The sequence below is a fragment of the Cerasicoccus frondis genome, assembly GCA_031296915.1.
GTDB lineage: Bacteria > Verrucomicrobiota > Verrucomicrobiia > Opitutales > Cerasicoccaceae > Cerasicoccus > Cerasicoccus frondis.
Genome location: JAVDPC010000025.1, coordinates 58,476 through 83,006, shown reverse-complemented (window position 1 = coordinate 83,006; position 24,531 = coordinate 58,476). Strand labels below are relative to the sequence as shown.

The following is a 24,531-nucleotide window of genomic DNA, read 5'->3' as shown; positions in this document are numbered from 1 at the left end:
CTGCCCCTACGCGAACTGACGCAGGAAGCGGAGGTCGTTGTTGTAGAAGTGGCGGATGTCGTCGATGCCGTGGATGATCATCGCGATGCGCTCCACGCCCATGCCGAAGGCAAAGCCGGTCCACTTGTTCGGGTTGATGCCGACGTTTTCGAAAACCTTTGGGTCAACCATGCCACAGCCGCCAAGCTCGATCCATTGGTTGGACAGCTTGCCGAGATTGGGCGTCATCATATCGAGCTCAAAGCTCGGCTCGGTGAACGGGAAAAAGCTCGGGCGCAGGCGGACCTTGGAGCCCTTGCCAAAGATCTCGGCCACGAAGTAATCGAGCACAGCCTTGAGGTCCTTGATGGTCACCTCGCGGTCGATGTAGAGGCCTTCGCATTGGTGGAAATTGGCGCTGTGGGTTGCGTCGGTGGTGTCGCGGCGGAATACACGGCCGGGCGAGATAATGCGCAGCGGCGGCTTCTCGGCGAGCATCGTGCGGATCTGCACCGTGGAGGTGTGCGAGCGCAGGATGTAGCGCTCGTCGCCCTTCTTGGAGACGTTGCTGAGCTTGGCGTCTTCCGGCATGAAGAGCGTGTCCTGCTCGTCGCGGGCCGGGTGGTCTTCGGGCGTATTGAGCGCGTCAAAGCAGAACCACTCGGTCTCGACTTCCGGGCCTTCGGCGACGGTGAAGCCGATCTTGCGGAACACGTCGTCCATCAGGCGACGAGTCTGCGTGAGCGGGTGCAAGAGGCCGGCTTCCGGGTCGGGGCTGGGCAGCGTGGGATCGATGGCCGGGCCGATGCGGGCGGCGAGCTCAAGCTCTTCCAGCTTTTCGAGGGCCTGCGTGTAGAGGGCCTCGATCTGCACCTTGTATTCGTTGATCACCTTGCCCATGGCGGGACGGTCTTCCTTGGGCACGTCTTTCATGCCTTTAAGAATGTCCGTCAGCTTGCCTTTGGGGCCGGAAATAGTGGCCTTAAACGCCTCGAAATCCGGTCGTTTGACGATGCCCGGAATGGCGCTTTCGACTTCAGAGAGAATTGCCTGGAGTTGTTCCTTCATGAGGGTTTGCGGGTTATCGCAAGTTTCGCTGCAATAAAAAAGGCGGCCATCGTTGGCCGCCTCCGTAAATTCGTCAAGCAGGGACAGTCCTGCCTTGGTGTTTCTTTACTCAGCCTTGGAAGCCTTGTCCGCAAGAGCGGCCTTAGCCTTTTCGACGAGAGAAACAAACGCGGCTTCGTCGTGGATCGCCATTTCGCTGATCGCCTTGCGGTCGAGACCGATCTCGGCAGCCTTGAGGCCTTCCATGAGGCGGCTGTAAGAGATGTCCAGCGGACGGCAGGCAGCGTTGATGCGAACGATCCAGAGTTGACGGAACTCGGACTTCTTTTTGCGGCGGTCGCGGTAAGCGAACTTACCGGAGCGCGATACGGCGTCCTTCGCGTAACGATAGAGACGCGACTTATTGCCGAAGTATCCCTTGGCCTGCTTCAGCTTACGCTTGCGGCGGGCGCGGGTGGCGGGTGCATTGGTTGCTCGTGGCATGTTGTGTGATTTCCTTGGTTTCGTGGGCGGCGAGGTCGCCTAGTGTTGTCACCTCGAACGCGCCCGGATTATTTATTGGTTACGCGTGCGGAACACCACGGAGCATCTGGTTGGCTTGACCCTCTCCCAGACCGTGATCTTGACGCATCGCGCGCTTGGTCTTCTGCGACTTGTTACGCAGCAGGTGGCGGTGGTTTGCCTTCCAGCGACGAACCTTACCTGTGCCTGTGACCTTGATGCGCTTGGCGATAGCTTTGCGTGTTTTCTGTGCCATATGAATTGTGGAAAAGCCGAAGAAAACACAGGGTTTCCCGGCGTTTGGCAAGTGTTTTTTAACGTGGAAATGGAACTCTTTGCTAGACCGCCACTGCCTCAATCAGCGCAAAAACGCTGTCGTTGGGGATATTCTGCGCCAATTTCAGCCCTGCCTGGGCAAAAAGCGCCTCGTATTCTGCAAGCGTGCGCTCGACGCCGCCCAACACGACCATCATCAGCAAATCCATGGGCAAAGCTGGGCCGTAGGCATCGCCCTCGGGCAGCGCAACCTCCACCACGAGTAGCTTCGCGCCGGGATTCATCGCCGCACGAATGCCCTTCAGAATCGTCACGCAGCGCGCGTCGTCCCAGTTGTGCAGGACGTGTTTCAGCAGGAAAAGGTCCCCCGCTGGCAAGGGATCTTCCAGAAAGCTCCCCCCTACCCGCTCGACGCGCGGGCTGACATCGCCCAGCGTTTCGTCTGCGTTTTCAACGCTGTTGGGCAGATCAAAGAGCACACCCTTCGCCTCGGGCGCCTTCCTCAGGACCGCCGCCAACAGCGCGCCATACGCGCCGCCGACATCGACAATCGTCCCGGCGGCGGAGAAATCGCAGTTTTCGACCACCGCTTGGATCGACTCCTCGGAGAAATTGGCCATCGCCTGGCCGAAATTGCCCCCGTGCTCGGGATGGCTCTGGTAAAAATCCCAAGCGCTGCTGCCCAGCGCGGCCTCGGCCTGGGGTTCGCCGGTCTGGATGCACTCGGTCATGCGCTGCAAGATGCCATAATTAACCGGATCGGTGTGGACCATGGCCCGGTAGCGAAACGGCATCGGCGAATCCGACTTGAGCGCGGCGCCCATCTCGGTGAGCGCCCAGGCATCCTCCCCCGCCCGTTCAAAAAGACCATAGCCGGTCAACATCCGCAGGCAACGGCGCAGGCTGGACTCGTGGGCGTTGACGGCGCTTGCAATTGCGGCCGTCGTTTTCGGGCCATCGGCCAGGCAGTCCGCCACGCCGAGCCGCGCCATGGCGCCAATCGCCTGAGTCGCCACGGGCGCGAGCAATAAGTCCCACAGTTTGTCGAGATCGCGGTTCGAGGTAGCCATGTGCAAATTTCAACTGAAGAGTCGCCCTTGAGCAAGGTCGAACACTGGTCCAATGATGAGCATTGCTTCATCTTGAATACCACACCGCATTTTTCCGGCACTGCAGAAAGCAGACTCATCCAACGCGAACGTTCGCTAATCAGCTCAATTACCGGCGCGACTACTCGCCGCAAAGATTGATCATTTCGCCTTGGCGGCCCGTGGCATGCTGCACATTTGCGGCAAAAATCGGCGGTTCGATTTTCGCCCACATCAACGATCAACGCATTCCAACCATGTCCAAGGAGAACGTCGAAAAACTGCTGTTCGCTGGAGGGGCAGATAAAAACCTCCGCCACAAATACAACGTCATCGAAACGAAAGATGAATTCATCGCCGAAGCGGTTAAAGACGGCTACGACTTCACGCATGAGGAGCTCGACGCCGTGCTCGCCGAAGAGGAGCTCGAATTTGCCTCCTCGGGCAATCCACGCACACGGCAGATCTGGTTGCGCTGAGCGTAGCCGCTGCCACGCTTCTTGCGCAGCAATCACGGAGCCCTGATTAAGCGGGATTCACGGGCGGCTTATAGCGGTAGCCGTAACCGTGAACCGTCAGCAAAAACTGCGGTTTGGCGGAGTCTGCCTCCACCTTGCGTCGCAACTGCGAAACGTGTTGATCCAGCGTGCGCGTCGTGCCGAGGTAATCAATGCCCCAGGCCGCATTGAGCAGGAAATCGCGGCTCAACGCGCGGTCCGGGTGCTGGTGAAACGCCATCAGCAGCTTGTATTCGAGCTGAGTCAGTGGAACGCCTTCGCCGTTCAGCCAGAGCTGGCGCAGCGCGGTGTCGAGCTCGGCCAGGCCAAACTGAATCTTCGCCGGGACTTCACTTGAGGCAACCGAAGCCCCCGCCGCCTTGCTCCGTCGCAGCGCCGCCGAAACGCGCGCCAACAGCTCACGCACGCCGAAAGGCTTCGTAATGTAGTCGTCCGCGCCGAGTTCGAGCCCGAGCACTTTGTCGATTTCCTCGCTCTTGGCGCTGAGCATCAGCACGGGCACGACGGCGTTGGATTTGCGGATTTCCCGGCACACGTCGTAGCCGCTGAGACGCGGCATCATGATGTCGAGTAGCACGAGGTCTGGCTGCACATCGTGAAACAGCGCGACGGCTTCCTCGCCATTGACGGCCTCTTCGACGCCGTAGCCCTCACTTTCCAGCGTGTCGACCAAGCCAAGGCGAATGCTGGCGTCGTCCTCAGCGACCAGAATGGTTTTATCTTTTGCCATGGGCGGAAACTTTCTCCGTAACGATTAATTTGAAACAGCAACCTTGCGGGTCATTCGGCTCCAAGCGCAGTTGACCGCCGAGGCCCTGAGCCAGCCGCGCCGCAATGCTAAGCCCCAGCCCACAGCCGGGGCGCTCAGCCGTCAAGCGGTCATCGATGCGGTGAAACGCCTCAAACACCTGCTGCCGCTCCCACGCGGGAATCCCAGGGCCGAAATCGCACACGCTCAGGCTCCAGCCCTCGCCTTCCGACTGTAGCGACACCACCACGCGCTCGCCGGACAGCGCATATTTGGCGGCGTTGTCCAGCAGGTTCAGCAATATCTGCTCCAGCGCATCACGGTCGAGTTGCGCGCAAATGGGCTCATTGGGCGGCGAAAATTCCACGGCCAAACCTTCGCCATGTAAACGGTCGCGCTGCATTTCGATGATATCGCCTACGACCGAAGCCACGTCCGCCTCCTCGTGTTGAAAATCGCGGCGCCCGCGCTCCAGTCGGCTGAAATCAAGCACGTTGTTGACGAGCCGCGTGAGACGCTGGGTTTCGTTGAGCATGGTTTGCAGGTAGCGCTGGCGTTTCCGCTCATCCCCCGCACGTCCGTCATACAGCATCTCAGCAAACAGGCGAATACTCGTCAGCGGCGTCTTCAGCTCGTGGGAAACATTGGCCACGAAAGTCGTCTTGCGCTGGGCGTCCAGCGCATCGCGTTGTGACTGCCAGAGGAGCAGACTGCCGCCCAATAAAATCGCAATGCTCAGCCCCGTCACGGTGAGCCCGCCCAACAAACGAAAGCTGCTCCCAAAGGGATTGCCCGCAAGCGCTGGGTAGGCCTCGATTTTCCAGCCTGGCAACGCAGCGCCGACATTAAGCGTTAAGGCGGGCTCCGCTCTGCTCACGCTGGAATAACGGTCGCCGCCTGCTCCGGCCACACGTCGCCCCTCGGCGTCCACGAGCGCAAACTGCACATCTTTCTGCTGGCTGATGCTGATTGTTTTGGCCATTTCGGCGAGGACGGTTTCACGGTTGAGCCAGGCGCCGAGTATGTTGCCCTGCCCCGGCAAGTCCACCCAGGCTAACCACTGTTCCGCATCGTCAAATTCATTCACCAGCCAACCACTGCGCGCCTGCAGACGGGGCGCATCATTTAAACGGAAAAAGAGATCTTCGGCGCTCCAGGGTTCGATTTTGGGCTGATCATCTATCCCCGGCAGCACCCGACTTGATCCAACGGCAAACTCATCCCCAAGCAGACCATCCAACGCAAATCCAGTTTCACTCTGCGATGCAAAGTCTGCCTCGTCCCGCGAATAATCCCGGCCAAATTGGCTGTCCGCATCCCATCTATCCTGCTGGGGCAAGAAGCCGTTGCGATCGGGTTGTTGCACAACAGCAACTGGTTCAGCGAATGCGAAGGCTGTCGGTGATTCAGCGGGCGGCGGGGGAGCATCCGCTTTTTTCGCTGCCTCAGCCTTACTTTCGGCGACAGCTCGCAGATCGGCGATGTTTCTCGCTTCGCGCTCCTGTCCCGCAGATTGGGCTTCTCGGCTGGGCGCGGTGGAAGGCTTTGCACTGGGCGGCGCATAGCTTTGCGTTGCCGTCGGCGAAGATAAATTATCCGCAAACAATTCCTGCTGCGGCACGGCGTAATCCGCTTCTGGAGCATAGCTATAGTCAGCGGGCGGCTCAGCAGCCTGTTGATTCAGCGCGATGTTGCTGGCCACATTGACTTGGCGCACATTCTCCCGCTGCCGACGCAGCGCAGCCGACTTGCTGTAGCTTTTCTCAAGCTCCCCTTTCTGTTGCGGCGGTTCAGTCTCCTGTTTTTCCGACTGGTCTTTTAACTCCAAGCGATTGTCTTCGATGAAATCCGTGGGCGCTTGAATCAGTGGACGACGGTTTACTTTGGGCGTGAACTCGTTGTCGTAAGCGCCTTTGAGCAGGGTGTTCATCACGAGCGCCTGCTCCTCCATATCGTCCTGCATCGCCTCCGCGAGGCTCCAGGGGTAAGCGCCGTCTGCACTTTCCCGCAAGGCAGTCGGGCTAGGCGCATTGCCACGAGCGCCGTACCAGGTCGTCACGCCGTCGTCATCGCGGAAGTAAAAACCCACGGCCACGTATGGATTGTTCGAAACGAATTCCGACAAGGCATTGCGCGGCATGGGCGATTGACGCGCCACGAGCAAGCCATCCGACACGCCGCTGCGAATCTCCTCCATTAGCAGGTCGACGCTTTCCGCGACGGACGCAGCACCATTGGCCAGCGAAACACTGGCTAGCGCATCCACACGGTCGGCCTCACGATCGAGCAGCCACCAGGCGCCGGCGCCCATGATGAGCGTCGCGCCCAGCAAGAGCAGCCAGGCCAGCAATATGGGGCGAAATTTCATGCGGGTTTCAAAGCTTACACTGAAGCGCCACGATAGCGCATCTCGCGCTTCACCATGCGGCGTATGAAGTCGGGCGCCACGCCAATGTGACTCATGACGATCAGGGTGTCACCCGCTTTGAGCAGCGTATCAAGCTTGGGCTTAATGGTCGTATTACCATCCTTACAACGCACAGCCACAACAATGAACGCGTGCTTGCCGCGGGTTTCGAGGTCCTCCAGCGTACTGCCGATCAGGTCGGAGTTTTCGGGAATGGCGATTTCGTCCATTTCCAGACCAATTTCGGACAGCCCTTCCGTAAAGACGTTGTCGTGCAGGTCTTTTTCAATCACCTCACGTGCGTTGGGCTTGAGGATCAAGTGCGCAATACGGTCTGCGCCAATCGCCGCCGGGATCACGACTTTGTGCGCGCCTGCCTGCAGCAGTTTTTGCTCAGAGGAAATCTGGTTGGCGCGCGCAATGATTTGCAATTTCGGGTTCAGTTGTCGGCAACTCAGCACAATGAACACGTTGGCGGCGTCATTGGGTAAAACCGACGCCAGCACCGACGCCTTTTCGATGTGGGCTTTTTCCAGAACGCTTTCCTCAGTCGCATCACCTTCGATGTACAGGAAGCCCGCCTCGCGGATGAGTTCGATTTGCTTGGGGTCAGTGTCCAGAATCAGGAATGGCTTGTCCGCCGACTTGAGTTGCTCCGCGAGCAAACGGCCAATACGGCCAAACCCGCAGATCACAATGTGTCCATCCAACTCTTCGATGTCTTTTTCCATTTTACGTTCCCCCATGAGGCGTTGCAGCTGACCTTCCGTCAGCCAGTTGATGAACGCGCCGACTGTGTAAATCAGGATCGTGCAGCCCGCGATGATAAAGCCGATCGTAAAGACTCGCAGCTCGGGCGTCATCTCGTTGGTTTCGCCATAGCCCACCCCGAAAATCGTGATGATGACCATGTAAATGGAATCCAACACCGGCCAACCCGCGATCTGGTAGCCCTCGAAACCAATGGCCACCACGGCAACCATCAAAAGGATGCCAGTGCGCAGTTGGCGAGTAGGCGAAGGCGTGTTCATGCAGCGATTCTCTAGCAAAACGCGCGCCGTGACTGTCTGCAATGCTCATTTCTTCGTGGTCGGATGGTTGCCACGGCTCAATCAAACAGGAAGGCGGCACACAGAACGCCGCCTCCCCTTTGCCTGATTATCGTAGTGGCTTACTATCTACTTTACGACCAAAGTTGAGTGCGCGGTCTGCCTACTCCGTTTTCGTGTTTTGCTGGGTCTTGGTTTGGTATTCGTAGGCGCGGCGCTGGGCGCGGTCGCGGTTAGAATACGTGTCCTTGTCCAGGTAATCCGCCTCCTCGTCGAGCTTGCTCATCGCGGGCTCCATGACCGAAGGCGCCATGAAGCTGTAGCTGGCGTTGAGTTCGTCCTTCACCTGTCGGAAGTTCGCTGCGCCGACCTGGTTCTGCTTCGCATCGGAGTAGGCAATGCCCTCGATAGTCGCGTCGACGATCTTGTTATCGATGACGTTTTTGACGACGTCTTCGCGAGCGGCTTCGTGGACCTTTTCTTCCATCGCCGCGTAAGAAATGGGCACGGACAGCGAATGCTCGCGGACCTGGCTGCTGTTAACAGGCAAGTAGCGCACCTGCACGTCGACCAGGTCGCGCGTCTCGCCATCCGCGCCGACAGGGGCGTCCAATTCCAAGAGGGCCAGCTTGTCATGCCCGCCGTAGACCTGTGGCAGGCGGAAGCGCGCGAAGTCGCCTTCAATCTCAGCTTCCCGGCCCAGGCTCTTCTTGATGCGGACGCCCGGCTTGGGGGTGATAATGATTTCGATGTCGGTCGCCGCAACGCTCAAAGTGTCGCCCAACTCGGCGCCGAAAATGCGCGGCAAGTCCGTGGCGTTTTCGACGAAATAGGTGTTGCCCTGCCCGGCCTCGGCAAGCGTCGTCATCACGTCTTCATTGAAGCCGCTGCCCAGCCCAACGGTGCTCACGACGATGTCCTCACCGGCAAAAACGCTAGCCAAGGCGCGGAAGTCTGGAATGGTGCTTGGGCCTTCGTTGGCCTGCCCGTCGGACAGTAAAACGATGCGGTTAATGTAACCCTCGTCCCGCTTGCGGCGGAGTTCACTCGCGCCGCGGTTGAGCCCCGCATACATCGCTGTGCCACCGCCAGCCTGCACTTCGCTGAGCGCCGAGCGTATGCGGTCACGGTTCTCACGGCTGGCGTATTGGGCATCGGCCAATGTATAGGCGCTGCTGTTGTACGTGATGACGGATACCAGGTCACGTGGCCCGAGACGCCCCACCGCCTCCTGCGCCGCCTGAATGGCCTGTCGGATTTTTTGCCCTCCCATTGAGCCAGAGTTATCCAGCACAAGACAGAGATTGACCGGCGGACGCTGATGGTCGGATGGCATTTCGTCAGGCCGAATCTTGATCTGCACGACGACGGATTCACTTTTGTCAGCATGCACAACAGGCCGGTCGAGCGCGGCGTCCACTGAGATGATGTCCGGCTTCGGCGGCTTAGGCGAAGTCGGTGCGATGGTGCGGTTGGCAAAAGCGGTTCCGGCGAAGCCAGCCGTCAACGCGGCCAGCAGGATTAGTTTGGTTTTAAGTGGGTTCATGGCGCTGATTTTAACGAAAACGCCCAACAATGTCGTCAGCCCCCCGTAAGATGTTTGTCAGGAAAATGTCAGGCAGCCCACCGGCTCATTAATAAATACCCGCCATTAAGGAGGCATTAATGTTCGTTTTGCTATACTAGTCCCTCCAGACTAACAGCGGTTCTGGGATTCAACATTCAGCACCATGAAAAAATTCCTACTACAGTTTTCAGTTTTGATCATCGGGTTGTCGCTGGGCACTTCAGCCAACGCGGTTTACACCGAAGACACACAAGTTATCTTCGAAGGTGAGGTTGATGGAAAGATCATCGATGGCTCTGACACGACCAAATATTCGACGTATGATTGGTCCATGACATGGGACGAGGCCGGCATTGGATCAATCAGCAATGTGTCCTTCTCGACCGATGAGAATGGCATCTCAGTCAACAAAGTGACCTTTAAAATCACGGTCAGCGACGGAGGCTCGTTCTCGTATGAGTGGCCAACCTATCCAGATGCCTACTACAACACCAAGGAATTTACCGATGTTAAAATTTCAGTGGAATATGTTTGGTATGACGACTACAGCCACTGGACCATCGACTTTAAAGAATACACTCTGTCGGAGGAGCTGGAAGTCACCTTCAACGGATCCCTCGCAGGCGTCCCAGATAGCAGTGACGGGTTTCAATACGCAGTGTATCAGGCGGCGCAAAATCAGAATGATAAATACCTGACCGAAGATGCGGATGACGGCACCACAGCCTTGGATAGCAGCGATACTCTCTACTTGGCAGACTTTGTCGACCTCATGAATGAGTTTACTGGCGAAGACTACAACACCATCTATTCTTATTACACCTACAGCGGCAACTTATATGAAATCACGAGCGGCTACTTAACAGACCCCGAAATCGTGCCCGAGCCTGGTGAAACTGCTTTGATCATGGCTGGGCTGATGGGGGCGTTGGTGCTGATTCGCCGCAAAGTCATGCGACGTTCCGCAACGAATTGACCGCCTGACGCTGATTTATAACATTGCTGAATTGGCGCAAATGACCACGATGATCAGGCGTGAGTGAAGACTACAGTTTGCTGGAGCGCCAGCGTCGACTGCTGGCCCGCGAAAAAGCGCATCGGCGTGATTCCGTGCCCGTCGAAGACATCCCCCCCTCCCGACTGGTTGAGCACCAGATCAAGGAAGAGCGCGAAGGCATCACCTTGTACGCCGTGCCCCTGATCGCAGCGGGCGTTTTGACGATGTTTTTTTCCTTCGTGGCCATCAACCCGTCCGCCATGTGGGGCTGTTGCATTTTCGGCGGCGCATTGCTGGCGCTGGGTATCTTGATCTTCAGTCAGCGCGTGCAAGCCGTCGCCCGGCTCAAGCAGGAACTGAAAGCACTGGAAAAGTAGACGCGTCCTTGACGCCCCCGCCGAAACGTCCAAACTCGGGCGGTTTCCCATCAAACCGATGAAAACCGCCGATTATCAACCTGCCGAAATCGAGTCCAAGTGGCAAAGCTACTGGGCCGAAAATAAGACCTTCGCCGGACCCACTCCAGCCGAGGGCGACCAAGCTGCGCCCAGGTTCTACGTGCTGGACATGTTCCCCTACCCGTCAGGCGCCGGTCTCCACATCGGTCACGCGGAAAATTACACCGCCAGCGACGTGCTCAAGCGCATGAAGAAGTCGCAGGGCTTCAACGTGTTGCATCCCATGGGCTGGGACGCCTTTGGCCTGCCCACCGAGCAATTTGCGATCAAAACCGGCCGCCCCCCCGCAGAAGTCACTGCGGAAAACATTGCCAACTACAAGCGTCAGTTGGCGCAGATCGGCCTGACCTACGACTGGGACCGCGAGATCAACACCACCGACCCGGCATACTATAAGTGGACGCAGTGGATCTTCACCCAGCTGTTCCAACATGGTCTGGCTTACGTCGACGAAAAGCCCGTCTGGTATTGCCCGGAGCTGGGCACCGTGCTGGCCAACGAAGAAGTCCTCAATACCGATGAAGGCCCCCGCTCCGAACGCGGCAATTTCCCCGTCGAGAAGCGCCCGTTGCGCCAATGGGTCCTGCGCATCACCAAGTATGCGGACAAACTGCTGGCCGGCCTGAAAGACGTTGACTGGCCCGACTCCACCAAGCGCCTGCAAACCAACTGGATCGGCCGCAGCACTGGCGCTGAGGTTGATTTCCAATTGGACGGCATCGATGAAAAGCTGCGCGTGTTCACCACCCGCCCGGACACCTTGTTTGGCGCGACATACATGGTCGTGGCCCCGGAACATCCGCTGCTGACCCAAATCACCACCGACGAGCAGAGTGCGCTGGTCGCTGAATACGTCGAAAAAGCCAAGAGCAAGAGCGACCTGGAGCGCGCCGAGCTGGCCAAGGAAAAGACCGGCGTCTTCACCGGCGGCTTTGCGATCAACCCGGTCAACGGCGCCAAGATCCCGGTCTGGGTAGCGGATTATGTGCTGATCACCTACGGCACCGGCGCGATTATGGCGGTGCCCGCCCACGACGAGCGCGACTTTGAGTTCGCCAAGACTTTCGGCCTGGAGATCATCCAGGTCATTGAAGACGCCAAGGGCGAAGGCGTCGCCAATGCCGCCTACACCGGCGACGGAAAGCTCATCAATTCTGACATCCTGAATAGTCTCAACGTGGCCGACGCCAAGGCCAAAATAATCGCCGAACTGGAAGCCAAGGATTCCGGCAAGGAAGCCGTGAACTACAAGTTGCGCGACTGGTTGTTCTCGCGCCAACGTTACTGGGGGGAGCCCTTCCCGGTCCTGTGGTTGTCCAAGGCGGATTACGAGAAGCTGCATTCCCTCGACAAGAGCGCGTTGACCATCTCTTTGCCTGTCGACCCGGTTACCTGCGTCATCGAAGGCGAGACGCTTTACGCGGTCACCTTGCCGATGCGCGACCTGCCGTTGACGCTGCCTCAAGTGGAATCCTACCAACCGACCGGCACCGGCGAAAGCCCGCTGGCCAAGGTCAGTGAATGGCTCAACGTTTGGCTGAATTTGAAGACCGGCGAGACCGTCCCCCATGTCAAAATCGTGGATGGCATCGAACAGCTCACCGAGTGCCCCGGCGAAGACTGGGCGGCCGCCCAGCGCGAGACCAACACCATGCCGCAATGGGCCGGCTCGTGCTGGTATTACCTGCGCTACATGGACCCCAACAATCCGGACTTGATTATCGACCCGCAAGTCGAGGAATACTGGCAAACGCCCGACCTCTACATCGGCGGCGCCGAGCACGCGGTGTTGCACCTGTTGTATGCGCGGTTCTGGCATCAGTTCCTGCACGACATCGGCGTGTTGCAGACCAAAGAACCGTTCCAAAAGCTGTTCCACCAAGGCATCATTCTGGGTGAAGACGGCGAGAAAATGTCCAAAAGCCGCGGCAATGTCATCAACCCGGAATCCGTCATTGCGGATCACGGCGCCGACGCCATGCGCCTGTATTTGATGTTCTTGGGGCCACTGGAAGCCATGAAGCCCTGGAAGAGCAAGGGCATCACTGGCATCGACCGTTTTCTGGGCAAAGTCTGGCGCACCTTTATTGGCGAAAACGGGGAAGCCGCGCCCAAGCTGGGCACAGCTGAAGACGACGCCGACACCGCACGCGCGCTCCACGAAACGATCAAAAAAGTCACCGCAGACTACGAGGCGCTGGGTTACAACACAGCGATCTCGCAGATGATGATTTGCATCAACCAGTTTGCCGACGCCCAGTCGTTGAACATCGCCTCGGCCAAGACCTTCCTGCAGTTGCTGGCGCCCCTGGCGCCGCACATTGCCGAAGAGCTCTGGGAGCGCCTGGGCGAAGCGCCATCCATCGCGAACGCCCCCTGGCCCAAGCACGATGAGTCCAAGCTCGTCCAGAACACCGTCAAGCTGATGGTGCAGGTCAACGGCAAGCTGCGTGGCAATTTAGAGGTCTCCAAGGACATTGCCAAAGACGACGCCATCGCCGCCGCCAAGGCATTAGAAAACGTGCAATCGCACCTCGACGGCAAAACGGTCGTTAAGGAAATCTACGTGCCCGGGCGCATCGTCAACCTCGTCGTGAAGTAAGCCATGCGCCTCCTCGCCATCGCTCTCGCCTTCATCGTCCTGGCTGTCAACCTGCGCGCCGCCAACGGCGTGGTCGTCATCGACAGCTTGACCGATGGCGAAGCGACCAATGGCGGCCAATCTCAAATAATCGGTCAGTCTTTCGAGCCCAACAGCGCCGAAGTCGTAACCCAGGCCGACGGCTTCGCAGCGCTGGTCTTCTCCAATGGCGTCGCCATCTACCTAGATGCGAGCAGCCACTTGCGGATTGATGAATTCCAGCAAACTCCCTTCGAAGCGCGCCCGGACAATTTCGAATTTGAGCCCAGCCGCTCACAACTAAAAGTCACCTTGCTGTCGGGTCGACTAGCCGTGAGCCAGCGCGATCCGAACCCGACCTCCAGCTTTGTCGTGGTGCTGGACGACAACGTCAGCACCTCGCTCAAAGCACAGGCGGCCGTGGTCATTCACCAATCCGTTGAGCAAGAAGTCGGCATTCTGGAAGGCCGGGGCAGCGTTGAGATCGACGGCGCAAACCAGCTCCTGAACAAGGGCTACCGCCTCTTGGCGCACACCGTAGACGCACGTGAGCAAATACGCCCAATCACGCCCGCTCTGGAGCAAGCATGGACGCCATTGGCCGACAAAGCCAAGATCGCCCTGCGTCGGTGGTTTTTCGATACGCAAGATGGCCGGATCGAGCCGATTCGCGTCATTCCGCCTGTAACGCAAAACAGCAAGCCCTACAATAACACCAAGCTGTAAGTGCCGCTTTCCCGCTTTCTTCCCGCCAATTTCGACCCCACTCAACCGGTGGCGGTCATTGCTGGACAGCGCCTTTATCCCGTTCTGACCGTCGAACGACTCCGCGCCGCTGGCGTGCCCGTACGCTTGATCGCTTTCGAGGGAGAAACCCGTCTCGATCTCTTTGAGAGCTTTCCTGCTGATGAACGCGCCATGATCAAGGTGGGCCAGGTCGGCCACATGCTCAAGGCGCTCAAACGCTTTGGCGCACGCTCTTCATTGATGGTTGGTCAAATCACTCCAGGTCGCCTCTTTAAAGGGCTGCACCCCGACTTGAAGGCCGTCACACTGCTCGCCAAGCTGAAACAACGCAACGCCGAAACTATCTTTGGGGCGCTGGCGGATGAAATGTCCAAGATCGGCTGTGAACTACTCGACGCCCGCGCTTTCCTTGACGACCAAATGGCAAGCGCCGGAGTCATGACTTCGGGCAAGGTGACGCCCGGCGATGACACGCTTGAGCACGGCATCCACATTTGCCGTGAGATGGCGCGCCTCGACGTGGGCCAAGGCGTCGTGGTCAGCCGGGGCACAGTCGTCGCAGTCGAAGCGTTTGAAGGAACCGACAAGATGCTGGAGCGCGCGGGCGGCTTTGGCGCGAAAGAGCTGCTCTTCGTCAAGACTGTGAAGCCCAATCAGGATTACCGTTTCGATGTCCCGGTCTTTGGCGAGAAAACCCTCGAAACGATGGCCGCGCATGGCGTCCAGACCGCAGCGCTCGAAGCCGACAACGTCATCATACTCGACAAGTCAAACGTCCTCGCCCATGCCAAGAAACTCGGCGTGACTCTGGTGGGCTTCTAGAGCACTTTTCATCTAGATTGGCCGATCAGGCCGCAGTGATTTTTCGTGTTCAGCAAGTCTGCTTGAGCGTCGCAGGCTGGAAGCCTGTGAGCGAAAAGCCAACAACGCTGGCGCGGAAAAGCACTCGGTTTTGGGCTTGGGGCCAGATTGGAAGTTCGCGGCGTTGGCATTTCAATCACGGGCTGCCAGCCCGCTCAATCAAAGCCGCCTTGCGCTGCATCCAATCTCTAACCCACCTGACTCGGCCAATCTAGATGAAAAGTGCTCTAAAGCATTCCGAAACGCTTATTCCCATACTGCGAGACGCCATCTTACTCTTTGGCCGAGCTCTCCTTCGCACGCTGTGGCTCGAAGAGATAGGCGTATTCGCCATAGCCTTCCTTCTCCAAATCCTTCTGGTGGATAAACTTGAGCGAAGCTGAGTTAATGCAGTAACGCAGACCATCGGGGCCGGGACCGTCCGGAAAAACATGCCCCAAGTGTGCGTCGCCAGTTTTGGAGCGCACCTCCACACGGGTCATGAAGTGCGAACGGTCTTCCTTTTCAATGATTTCCTTATCGTCGATTGGCTGAGTAAAGCTCGGCCAGCCGGAACCGGAATCATACTTGTGCACCGAAGCAAAAAGCGGCTTGCCGGAAATTACATCCACGTAAATGCCGGGCTCTTTGTTGTTCCAATACTCGTTGCGAAAGGCCGGCTCAGTGCCTTCGTTGCATGCTACTTGAAACTGCATTGGCGTGAGGCGCTCGCGGAGTTCTTCGTCGCTTGGACGTTGATAATTGGTGTCTGGGTTGCTCATGGCTTTCGGTTCGTGCTCGTTCGTCTCGGCTGTCTTCGTGTCAGCAGTGGAAATGCTCCAGATAAGCAATCCACCGGCAATCGCGACTGGCGCGAGGTATTTTAGAAATGATTTCATGGGGTCTTCGTCTTTAAATAAGGCGCTACCTTACACAAAAAAGAGGCCCGGCGCAACTGCCGGGCCTCTGTTGTATGATACACAAAACCTACTCGCCGCGGTAAACGATTCGAAACGCTTGCTCGTAAATTCCAGCAAAACGCCGACGCACTTCGGATTTCTCCAAAGGCGCATGAAACGAATTGTATACCGGCTTCACTGCCACCTCCGCAGAGTCAGTCGCCCCAATGGGTCGCTTCCTGCGTGGGTGCACGCGCGCCTGTGCGACGGGAGGCGTGAGCGAAGTGGTATTCATCTTAACTTATGATAATCAACGTATTGTATGTCGTTAATTTTTCGCGGCAAAACGGGGGGATTTACCGGATTTAAATTAACAAATAATTAATAGCTGGATTAAGGCCATTCGGCAAACTCCAATACCGTCAAAAGAGTGTAAAACAGGGAGAATTCCCGCATCCCAATGCGGAATTACAATGATTTGACGATCAGGGAGGCTTCCCCTACCCGCTAGGGCCATGAGGACCAACTACTTACGCTTAGCCCAGGAATCCTTGAGCGCCACCGTGCGGTTGAAAACCAGCTTTTCAGTCGTAGAATCCGGATCCAGGCAGAAGTAGCCCACGCGCTCGAATTGCACCCGTAAATCACTGGCGTAGAGCGGGCGCATGGCGTCGCCCGTACTCCCGTCCTCGCGCAGTGGCGTCTCTGCGCCAGCCTCGATTTGCGCCAGCGTTCCAGCGGCGTCATCAGCCAAAGCAGGCTCAAGCATCGCTTCGATGACCTGCAGGGAATCCGGATTAAGAAACTCCATGTAGCTGCGCTCCTTGTCCGCCTCCGGTTTCTCCTCCGTGAAGAGGCGATCATAAAGACGCACCTCGGCGGCTACAGCATGTTGAGCGCTAACCCAGTGAATCACGCCCTTCACTTTGCGCCCTTCTGGATTCTTACCGAGCGTGTCAAAGTCCACTGTGCACTTGAGTTCGGTGATGGCGCCGGAATTGTCCTTGAGGACTTCCTCGCATTTGATCACGTAGGCGTTGCGCAGACGCACCTCTCCCCCAGTCGTAAGGCGGAAGAATTTCTTCGGCGCGTCTTCCATGAAGTCATCCTGATCGATGTAAAGCGTGCGGCCAAAGGGGATCTCACGGCTGCCGGCCGATTCGTCTTCCGGGTTGTTGATGGCCTCCATCAGCTCGGTCTTGTCTTCCGGGTAATTCGTCAGCGTGACCTTGATCGGGTTGAGCACGGCCATGCGGCGGGGCGCACGCGAGTTGAGCACGTCGCGAATGGTGTGCTCGAACAAGGCGATGTCCGTCTGGCCGTTAAACTTCGTCACGCCAATCGTCTCGCAGAAGCGGCGAAACGCGAGCGCCGGAATGCCGCGGCGACGGGCGCCGGAGATCGTTGGCATCCGTGGGTCATCCCAGCCATTTACATGACCTTCCTTCACCAAGTGAAGCAGCTTACGCTTGCTCATGACGGTGTAGTTCAGGTTGAGGCGCGCAAACTCGTATTGTCTGGAGGGGAAAATCCCCAGTTCACTGATGAACCAGTTGTAGAGCGGCTTGTGGGATTCGAATTCCAGCGTGCAGATAGAGTGCGTCACCTCCTCCAGCGAGTCGCTCTGGCCATGCGTGTAGTCGTAGCTTGGGTAGATCGGCCATTCGTTGCCCGTGCGGTGATGCTCGGCGTGCTTAATGCGGTAGAGCACGGGATCGCGCAGGTTCAAGTTTGGGCTGGCCATGTCGATCTTCGCGCGCAGGGTGCGAGCGCCGTCTTCGAACTCCCCCGCCCGCATGCGGCGAAAGAGGTCCAGGTTTTCTTTCACGGATCGATCACGAAATGGGCTTGGCTGGCCAGGCTCGGTCAGCGTGCCGCGATAGGCGCGCGTCTCCTCTGCATTGAGGTCACAGACGTAAGCCTTGCCTTCTTCGATCAGTTTCTCAGCCCAATCATAGAGCTGCTGAAAATAGTCGGACGCAAAGCATTCACGCGCCCAAGTAAAGCCGAGCCACTGCACATCAGCCTTAATGGAATCGACATATTCAACCTCTTCTTTTTCCGGATTGGTGTCGTCAAAACGAAGATTGCACTGCCCCCCAAACTCCTGCGCGAGACCGAAGTTCAAGCAAATGCTTTTGCTATGGCCAATGTGGAGATAGCCATTGGGCTCGGGCGGAAAACGCGTCTGCACACGCCCATCGTGGAGACCGGATTCACGGTCAGCGATGACGATATCACGAATAAAATTGGAAGTCTGGGTCTCTGTTTCGGACATAAATATGGAGTTGGTTTAGACATCCCCACAACCCAGCGCAAGGCTGCGATGCGGGAGAATCAATTCTCGCCATAGCCTTCCGTATCTTTGCGCCAACGCATTGCCAGACACAAAGCCACCACCAAGCTTCGCCAACATCATTGGCGAAGCTCGTGGATGACCAAAGTTAATTTAACGGACGCCTGACGTCCGCTAGAAGGCGCCAGAGAGAGCGCTGACGGTCGGGTTGCCCTTTTGCTGGTAGTCCCAGAACATCGCGGCAGCCTCCGTACGGCGGTTGGCGTTGAGCTTGCTCAGCACGCTGCTGAAGTAGTTCTTCACCGTTTTCTCGCTCAGGTTTAATTTGTCGGCGACTTGGCGATTCGACATGCCACGGGCGACGAGTTCCAGCACCCGACGCTCTTGCACGCTGAGCGAATCGATCTCGTGGGCGTGCTGACCACTGCCCCGGCCGCCGCCAGCGCGCATGTGTTCGACAACGCATTCGGCGATTTCCGGCGCGAGCACTGGCTTGCCTGCCAGTACCTGCTTTAAGGACTGGATCAGCTCGTCACCAGAGATATCTTTGAGGACAAAGCCCTCAACCCCTAGTGAAAAGGCTTCGATCAAACTGTGGCGATCGGTGCTGGAGCTGATGACGAACAGCTTTGCTGGTTTGGCGGAGTCCCGAACGTAGCGACAAAATTCCAAACCGCTACGGTCTGGCAGCATGGCGTCCATTAAGACGATATCCGGCGTTAATTGATCGTATAGCGACTGGGCTGCATCGATATCACCGACTTCGCCGACTATTTCATAGTCAGTTCGCTCGGTGATCAAAGTGCGCAAGCCGATACGCGTCAGCTCTACCCCTTCGATAATGAGTATTTGTGTGGGAGACATTTGTGGAGATTGGCGTTAGTGAAAATCTTGAAACAAAAGCTAACTAAAGTCCACCCCTTAATGCAGGGCTGCCCTTAAGTCAGCTCGAAGCGATGTCCTACTCTTCTGATAAGTAGCATTCCATCCATTGATTACTCCATTCCTGGAAGTCGCCCGCCTCAATGTGTTCACGGGCTTGACGCATCAAATCGAGGAAAAAATGCACGTTATGCAGTGAGAGCAGAGTGTGGGCCAGCAGTTCATTGGCCATCACGAGGTGCCGCAGATATGCGCGGCTGAAGGTCCGGCACGTGTAATTGTCCAGCCCTTCGACGATGGGAGATTCGTCTAATTTGAATCGTTCATTGCGTAGGTTAATGGTTCCGTTTGGTGTGAAAACGTTAGCGTGTCGCGCCAGGCGTGTGGGCATAACGCAGTCGAACATGTCGGCCCCGAGGGCAATCATTTTCAGGAGTTGCGGCGGGGTGCCAACCCCCATGACGTAGCGCGGCTTGTCGGCGGGCAGTTCGGGGATGCTTGCAGCGACTTGGCGCAGCATTTCAGGCTCGGGCTCGCCAACGCTGACTCCGCCCACGGCATAGCCAGGGAAGCCAATATCCACCAGAGCCTGCGCACATTCTTTGCGTTGATCCTCAAAAACTGAGCCCTGCACAATGCCAAAGGCGTGATGGCCAGCATCAAGCCAGCCCTCTCCGGCGGCGATTTCCTTAAATTGACGCGCCCAACGAATCGTACGGTCTACGGCGGAACGGCAGTCCTTTTCATCGCAGGGAAAAGGCGGGCATTCGTCGAGCACCATGGCGATGTCCGTTCCGAGATTGCGTTGGATATCAAAACATTCACGTGGACCGAGGAAAATCTTGCGCCCGTCGATGTGGCTCTGGAAAGAGATGCCCTGCTCGCTAATCTTGCGCAACTTAGCCAAGCTAAACACTTGAAAACCACCGCTGTCAGTCAGTATGGGCTTATCCCACGCCATGAACTGATGCAATCCACCCATTTGCGCGACAAGCTCCGACCCAGGTCGTAAGTTCAGGTGGTAAGTATTTCCCAGAATGATCTGTGAACCCACTTCTTCAACTTGGGCAGGCGTCAGCGCCTTGACCGTGGCCTGGGTGCCAACGGGCATGAAGATAGGCGTCTCCACCGCGCCATGTCGCGTAAAGAGACGCCCGCGGCGTGGCCCATTGGCCTCGCCCACCAGGAGCTGAAAGGATTCTGCCATACGTAAAGTGAAAAAGGGAGATCATAGAAAGCGCCGGGGTCAAGCGTTGATGCACATACAATTCACCCCATCCTTTAGCAGTTTTTTAACAAATAGGGCTAATTGACCCTGCGCAGAAAAATACACAAGCATCTATTGATAAGCAATTTGCATTTCACCGACAAGGAGCGGGAGAACACCCCATGCATTCTTAACGAAAATTAATATAGACCATAAAGCCCATGTCAGCAAAGCACTCTGACTCCTCAATCGATTCCAAAGTAGGACGCGAAATCGCCGATCCAGTCCGGAAAGACGATTTGACGTGAATTTCCGCCCCGAACACCCCACATTTAGTGGTGCAAGTCCGATATTGACTATTTGTGGCCCCATCGGCAATTTGCTGGATTGAAATTATGCTTCTGGTTATCGACAACTTTGACTCCTTCACCTATAACCTAGTCCAATATTTTGGACAGCTCGGGGTGGAGCAGCGTGTTTACCGTAATAACGAAATTACGCCAGATGAAGCGCTTGCACTCAAACCTGAGCGTGTGCTGCTCTCACCCGGACCATGCTCCCCAACCGAAGCTGGAGTCAGTCTCGCGATGATCGAAGCCTTTGCGGGCAAAGTGCCACTACTGGGCGTTTGCCTGGGGCACCAGTGCATAGGCCAGTATTTCGGCGGTAACGTAATTCGCGCGAACCGCCTGATGCATGGCAAGACCTCCCCCGTCAAGCACACCGACAGCGACGTCTTTAACGGCCTGCCTCAGGATTTCCCCGCCACTCGCTATCACTCCCTGCTCGTGGAGAAGGCAACCTTGCCCGATTCACTCGAAGTCACCGCTTGGGTGGACGACCCGGACTACGCAGACAGCGCCAACGAAATCATGGGCATGCGTCATAAGGAGCTCCCGATCTACGGTGTTCAGTTCCACCCGGAGTCCTATGCGACCGCCCATGGCATGAAGCTACTGGAAAATTTCCTCAAACTGTCGGCCAATTGAGCAGGCCGCCGATTCCCCGATTGCTCATCTGTTAGATCATGCAGTGTCCCAAATGCACACACGCCGACACCAAGGTGTTGGACACCCGCCTGGGCAAGAATAACCTGTCCATCCGCCGACGCCGCCAATGTCTGGGCTGCGGTTATCGCTTCACGACGATCGAAGAAATCCTGCGTGAGGGCTTGGTCGTCGTCAAACGCAACGGCGCGCGCGAAGAGTTTGATCGCGCCAAAATGCTCGCGGGCATTCGCCGCGCCGCCGAAAAGCGGCCCATCGAAGCCGAGCAAATCGAGATGATGATCGTCGAAATCATCGACGAGCTCGAACGAGAGTTCGGCAACGAAATCCCCAGCGAGGCCATTGGTGAATACATCATGCGCCGCCTGAAGGAAATTGATCAAATCGCCTACGTTCGCTTTGCCAGCGTCTACAAGGACTTCCGTGACATCGAAGAACTCGCTGCCGAAATCAGCGAACTCAAAGTCGTCCGGTAAACACGGCAATTTCGTTGGTTCTTAGTCCCTGGTTTCTGGTTGATTAATAAAGAGCGCAATCCATGCCGTCTAACTCCTCAACCAAGCACGAAGAATCAGGCGCAAATGCACCAGGTGACCCACCTGTGATCGACTTACAGGCGCTCAACCAATTGCTCCACCTCGCCACAGAGAGCGATGCAGAGCTGGCCACACAAATACAGTCAGCGGTCGAGTTCGCCCAGCGCAACAACGACAGCGACCTCACCGAGCTCAACAAAGTCGTCGAAAAACTGCTCAGTCTCCACCTACAGGGCAGCCGCCATACCGGCGTCGCTCATTGCGACCTCACTGGGGCGGACGATGATCCCTTGTTCCTCCGCCCCGCGATCATGCAGGCCCTGCGTAAGGTCGGCGGCTGTCGCGAGGCAATCATCCTGATCACCGGTTTGCGTCGCAGCGTCTGCCCCCCAGGGCGCTACTTCACCAGCAAGCGTCAGCAGACTTACAACCATTCGCAGGATTACATCGAACAGCTCGCCGCCAAATATTCCTCCAGCAAAACTCGCCTGCGCTTGGTGTTTGTTTAACCGATTCGTCCTAAACGCTGTTGCTTCTTACTTGGTTCTAGGCTCGTCTGCATTATAAGGGAGTTGTTTACTGAACTCGAATCAAGCACCATAACCACGCATCAGAGTACGTTAAGCCATCATGCCCGAGAAAACCATTTTCCAAAAGATCATCGACCGGGAAATCCCGGCGACCATCGAATACGAGGATGACCAGTGCCTCGCCTTTCGCGACATCGCCCCCCAAGCCCCCACGCACCTGCTCGTCATCCCGAAAAAGCTCATCGTGCGCATCGGCGAATCCGCTGACGCCGATGCAGCTCTGCTCGGCCACCTAATGCTCATCGCCCGGAAAATGGGCAACCAGTTCGGCGGCGAGAACGGCTTCCGCCTCGTCATCAACAACGGCCCCGACGGCGGCGAAGCCGTCCCCCACCTGCACATCCACGTCCTCGCCGGCCGCTCCCTCCAATGGCCCCCCGGCTGAAGCGTCCCGCTTCACCGGAGAGATTTTCGCTTTGCGAAAATGGCAAAACCAACTGGCTCAAGGTAGACACAAGGGCGCTGTTAGTTTTTGCATGACAGGTTTTACACAATCCGCCGACTGTGGGTAGTGTATCCAAACACACCTTCGATTAACCAGCGACGAACTTTAAAAATCCCATGAGCACCCACTACGACTTTCTCGTGATCGGCGGCGGCAGCGGTGGCTACGCCGCAGCGCGCACGGCACGCGAACACACCGACCGCGTCGCCATTGTCGACGGCGCGGCGACCCTCGGCGGCCTGTGCATCCTGCGTGGCTGCATGCCTTCGAAGACGCTGATCTATTCCGCCGAAGTCCTCCACCTCGCCCAGAAAGGCAAGCTGTTCGGGCTCGATATCCCCAGCGCCAAAGTCGACATGCCCGAGCTGCATCAGCGCAAGCTCCGGATGATCGACGAATTCTCCGAATACCGCCAGGAGCAGCTCCAGAGCGACCGCTTCACGCTGTATCGCAACAAGGCGAAGTTCACCGGCGAGCGCGAGGTCACCCTCGACGACGGCACGGTCCTAACGGCGGATAAAATCATGGTCGCGACGGGCTCGGTGGTGAATTTCCCGCCCGTGCCCGGCCTGAGCGACGTGCCCGTCTGGACAAGCGACGATGTGCTCGAGCTGGATTTCCTACCAGAGTCGGTCATTGTGCTCGGCGGCGGGATTGTCGCCTGCGAGCTGGCGCAGTTCCTCCACCGCGCCGGCAGCAAGATCACCCAGATCCAGCGCAGTCCGCACATTCTGAAAGAAGTCTCGCCCGAAGCGGCAAAGGTTGTCGAGCAGGCCTTCCGCGACGAGGGCATCGAGCTGATCACCGACACCGCACTGAAGCAGGTTGAAAAAACGGACGACGGTTACCGTGTCACCTTCGAACACGGCGGTGAGACGTTAGTCCGCGAAGCCAAACACCTGTTCAACGCGCTTGGCCGCAAGCCGAATACTGCAGGGTTAGCTATCGAAGCCGCCAGCTTGGAAACACGCAAAAGCGGACACCTCGTCACCAACGAGAACCAGCAGACGACCAACCCACACATTTACGCCGCAGGCGACGTCGCCGGGCCGCATGAGATCGTCCACATCGCCATCATGCAGGGCGAGCTTGCCGCGAAACACGCCTTTGGTCAGGCGGTGGAGCCAGTTAACTACGACACGTTGCTGAGCGTGGTGTTTACCGATCCCCAGATTGGTCACGTCGGCCTGACTGAGGCCGAGATGACCCAGCGCGGCATTGACTTTGTATCGGCGGATTACCCGTTCGACGACCACGGCAAATCCATCCTCATGGAAGCCAAATACGGCTACGTGAAGACTTGGGTCGACAAAGTGACCGGCAAAGTCCTGGCCGCTGAATGCGTTGGCAAGGACGCCTCGGAGCTCATTCACGCGCTCGCCGTGGGGGTCAGTCTCGGCGGCACTGTCGAGCAATTGCTCAAGGTTCATTGGTACCACCCGACCTTGAGCGAGATCTGGTCCTACCCCCTGGAAGATTGCCTCGATCTCATCAACAAGGAATCCTAACGCTTAATGAACATCATTCGGTTGCAAAAGCAGCTAATCTAATATATCAGGAAACAAAATCGCTAGCTTGCGGTTCTAAACTAATGTTGGGATTCAAAAAACTTGGATACCCGCTTGAAAACGAATCAGATAACCATACCATTACAGCCATGAAAAAACTCATTGCATTCCTCGCCGTAGTCGCCTTTGGCGCTAGCATCGCCACTGCCTGTCCTTGCCAGAAAAAAGATAAGGACGAGAAGAAAGAAGGCGAAGCAGCTGTACTCGTCATCCAAGGCGAACACGCTTAAGCTTTTGA

Annotated in this window: 26 protein-coding genes; 13 read left to right on the top strand and 13 right to left on the bottom strand. The window is 57.2% G+C overall.

Annotated features, from left to right (window positions below; all coding sequences use genetic code 11):
- Positions 1 to 6: 6 nt before the first annotated feature.
- The 4 genes from pheS to RBB63_RS17695 form a co-directional block, all read right to left on the bottom strand.
- Positions 7 to 1,047 carry a phenylalanine--tRNA ligase subunit alpha gene (gene pheS, locus RBB63_RS17715; protein WP_309386326.1) on the bottom strand — a complete coding sequence of 347 codons (1,041 nt, stop codon included), beginning with the start codon at positions 1,045 to 1,047 and terminating at the stop codon, positions 7 to 9.
- 105 nt (positions 1,048 to 1,152) lie between these two features.
- Complete coding sequence (gene rplT, locus RBB63_RS17710; RefSeq protein ID WP_309386325.1) at positions 1,153 to 1,530, bottom strand: 50S ribosomal protein L20; 378 nt, start codon at positions 1,528 to 1,530, stop codon at positions 1,153 to 1,155.
- A 79-nt stretch (positions 1,531 to 1,609) separates the two neighbouring features.
- The gene (gene rpmI / locus RBB63_RS23610; RefSeq protein WP_343219135.1) at positions 1,610 to 1,804 is read right to left on the bottom strand and encodes a 50S ribosomal protein L35; all 195 of its coding nucleotides are present in this window, start codon (positions 1,802 to 1,804) and stop codon (positions 1,610 to 1,612) included.
- 82 nt (positions 1,805 to 1,886) lie between these two features.
- Positions 1,887 to 2,894 (bottom strand): methyltransferase, encoded by a 1,008-nt coding sequence (locus RBB63_RS17695; protein ID WP_309386324.1) that lies wholly within the window; start codon positions 2,892 to 2,894, stop codon positions 1,887 to 1,889.
- On the opposite strand from RBB63_RS17695, the gene RBB63_RS17690 reads away from it, so the two are divergent.
- Together RBB63_RS17690 and RBB63_RS17685 are read left to right on the top strand one after the other, a co-directional pair.
- The gene (locus RBB63_RS17690; protein ID WP_309386323.1) at positions 2,895 to 3,074 is read left to right on the top strand and encodes a hypothetical protein; all 180 of its coding nucleotides are present in this window, start codon (positions 2,895 to 2,897) and stop codon (positions 3,072 to 3,074) included.
- Between the two features lie 95 nt (positions 3,075 to 3,169).
- Positions 3,170 to 3,391 carry a Nif11-like leader peptide family natural product precursor gene (locus tag RBB63_RS17685; protein WP_309386322.1) on the top strand — a complete coding sequence of 74 codons (222 nt, stop codon included), beginning with the start codon at positions 3,170 to 3,172 and terminating at the stop codon, positions 3,389 to 3,391.
- A 46-nt stretch (positions 3,392 to 3,437) separates the two neighbouring features.
- On the opposite strand, the gene RBB63_RS17680 is transcribed toward RBB63_RS17685, so the two are convergent.
- From RBB63_RS17680 to RBB63_RS17665, 4 genes are all read right to left on the bottom strand, one after another.
- Positions 3,438 to 4,160: a response regulator transcription factor gene (locus tag RBB63_RS17680; RefSeq protein WP_309386321.1), complete on the bottom strand. Its 723-nt coding sequence runs from the start codon at positions 4,158 to 4,160 to the stop codon at positions 3,438 to 3,440.
- Positions 4,147 to 6,546: a histidine kinase dimerization/phospho-acceptor domain-containing protein gene (locus RBB63_RS17675; RefSeq protein ID WP_309386320.1), complete on the bottom strand. Its 2,400-nt coding sequence runs from the start codon at positions 6,544 to 6,546 to the stop codon at positions 4,147 to 4,149. Before RBB63_RS17675 ends, RBB63_RS17680 begins: the two co-directional genes overlap by 14 nt.
- A gap of 14 nt (positions 6,547 to 6,560) precedes the next feature.
- Positions 6,561 to 7,616 carry a potassium channel family protein gene (locus RBB63_RS17670; protein WP_309386319.1) on the bottom strand — a complete coding sequence of 352 codons (1,056 nt, stop codon included), beginning with the start codon at positions 7,614 to 7,616 and terminating at the stop codon, positions 6,561 to 6,563.
- A gap of 181 nt (positions 7,617 to 7,797) precedes the next feature.
- Entirely contained in the window at positions 7,798 to 9,180 is a 1,383-nt protein-coding gene (locus tag RBB63_RS17665; RefSeq protein ID WP_309386318.1) for a vWA domain-containing protein, read from the bottom strand.
- A 184-nt stretch (positions 9,181 to 9,364) separates the two neighbouring features.
- Here RBB63_RS17665 and RBB63_RS17660 point away from each other — a divergent pair, with 184 nt between their 5' ends.
- The 5 genes from RBB63_RS17660 to RBB63_RS17640 are packed head-to-tail and all read left to right on the top strand — an operon-like array spanning position 9,365 to position 14,845.
- Positions 9,365 to 10,177, top strand: a complete 813-nt coding sequence (locus tag RBB63_RS17660) for a PEP-CTERM sorting domain-containing protein (RefSeq protein WP_309386317.1) — start codon at positions 9,365 to 9,367, stop codon at positions 10,175 to 10,177.
- 59 nt (positions 10,178 to 10,236) lie between these two features.
- On the top strand, positions 10,237 to 10,575 hold the full coding sequence (locus tag RBB63_RS17655) for a hypothetical protein (RefSeq protein WP_309386316.1): 339 nt from the start codon (positions 10,237 to 10,239) through the stop codon (positions 10,573 to 10,575).
- Positions 10,576 to 10,633: 58 nt separating this feature from the next.
- A complete protein-coding gene (gene leuS / locus RBB63_RS17650) occupies positions 10,634 to 13,258 on the top strand; it encodes a leucine--tRNA ligase (RefSeq protein ID WP_309386315.1) in 2,625 nt (874 codons plus the stop codon).
- A gap of 3 nt (positions 13,259 to 13,261) precedes the next feature.
- Entirely contained in the window at positions 13,262 to 14,002 is a 741-nt protein-coding gene (locus RBB63_RS17645; RefSeq protein ID WP_309386314.1) for a FecR family protein, read from the top strand.
- Positions 14,003 to 14,845 (top strand): LpxI family protein, encoded by an 843-nt coding sequence (locus RBB63_RS17640; protein WP_309386313.1) that lies wholly within the window; start codon positions 14,003 to 14,005, stop codon positions 14,843 to 14,845.
- 311 nt (positions 14,846 to 15,156) lie between these two features.
- On the opposite strand, the gene msrB is transcribed toward RBB63_RS17640, so the two are convergent.
- The 5 genes from msrB to tgt all read right to left on the bottom strand — a co-directional run bounded on the left by msrB (position 15,157) and on the right by tgt (position 20,147).
- Positions 15,157 to 15,762 carry a peptide-methionine (R)-S-oxide reductase MsrB gene (gene msrB / locus RBB63_RS17635; RefSeq protein WP_309386312.1) on the bottom strand — a complete coding sequence of 202 codons (606 nt, stop codon included), beginning with the start codon at positions 15,760 to 15,762 and terminating at the stop codon, positions 15,157 to 15,159.
- Positions 15,763 to 15,850: 88 nt separating this feature from the next.
- Positions 15,851 to 16,057: a hypothetical protein gene (locus RBB63_RS17630; RefSeq protein WP_309386311.1), complete on the bottom strand. Its 207-nt coding sequence runs from the start codon at positions 16,055 to 16,057 to the stop codon at positions 15,851 to 15,853.
- Between the two features lie 231 nt (positions 16,058 to 16,288).
- Positions 16,289 to 18,040: a glutamine--tRNA ligase/YqeY domain fusion protein gene (locus RBB63_RS17625; RefSeq protein ID WP_309386310.1), complete on the bottom strand. Its 1,752-nt coding sequence runs from the start codon at positions 18,038 to 18,040 to the stop codon at positions 16,289 to 16,291.
- 192 nt (positions 18,041 to 18,232) lie between these two features.
- Positions 18,233 to 18,922, bottom strand: coding sequence for a LuxR C-terminal-related transcriptional regulator (locus RBB63_RS17620; protein ID WP_309386309.1), 690 nt, complete (start codon positions 18,920 to 18,922; stop codon positions 18,233 to 18,235).
- A gap of 97 nt (positions 18,923 to 19,019) precedes the next feature.
- A complete protein-coding gene (tgt, locus tag RBB63_RS17615; RefSeq protein WP_309386308.1) occupies positions 19,020 to 20,147 on the bottom strand; it encodes a tRNA guanosine(34) transglycosylase Tgt in 1,128 nt (375 codons plus the stop codon).
- Between the two features lie 395 nt (positions 20,148 to 20,542).
- On the opposite strand from tgt, the gene RBB63_RS17610 reads away from it, so the two are divergent.
- The 6 genes from RBB63_RS17610 to RBB63_RS17585 all read left to right on the top strand — a co-directional run bounded on the left by RBB63_RS17610 (position 20,543) and on the right by RBB63_RS17585 (position 24,523).
- Positions 20,543 to 21,136: an anthranilate synthase component II gene (locus RBB63_RS17610; protein WP_309386307.1), complete on the top strand. Its 594-nt coding sequence runs from the start codon at positions 20,543 to 20,545 to the stop codon at positions 21,134 to 21,136.
- 38 nt (positions 21,137 to 21,174) lie between these two features.
- Positions 21,175 to 21,630: a transcriptional regulator NrdR gene (gene nrdR / locus RBB63_RS17605; protein WP_309386306.1), complete on the top strand. Its 456-nt coding sequence runs from the start codon at positions 21,175 to 21,177 to the stop codon at positions 21,628 to 21,630.
- A 62-nt stretch (positions 21,631 to 21,692) separates the two neighbouring features.
- Positions 21,693 to 22,199, top strand: a complete 507-nt coding sequence (locus RBB63_RS17600; protein ID WP_309386305.1) for a hypothetical protein — start codon at positions 21,693 to 21,695, stop codon at positions 22,197 to 22,199.
- Between the two features lie 121 nt (positions 22,200 to 22,320).
- A complete protein-coding gene (locus RBB63_RS17595; RefSeq protein WP_309386304.1) occupies positions 22,321 to 22,665 on the top strand; it encodes a histidine triad nucleotide-binding protein in 345 nt (114 codons plus the stop codon).
- A 176-nt stretch (positions 22,666 to 22,841) separates the two neighbouring features.
- Positions 22,842 to 24,233: a dihydrolipoyl dehydrogenase family protein gene (locus RBB63_RS17590; RefSeq protein WP_309386303.1), complete on the top strand. Its 1,392-nt coding sequence runs from the start codon at positions 22,842 to 22,844 to the stop codon at positions 24,231 to 24,233.
- A gap of 149 nt (positions 24,234 to 24,382) precedes the next feature.
- Positions 24,383 to 24,523, top strand: coding sequence for a hypothetical protein (locus tag RBB63_RS17585; protein ID WP_309386302.1), 141 nt, complete (start codon positions 24,383 to 24,385; stop codon positions 24,521 to 24,523).
- The last annotated feature ends 8 nt before the right edge of the window (positions 24,524 to 24,531 follow it).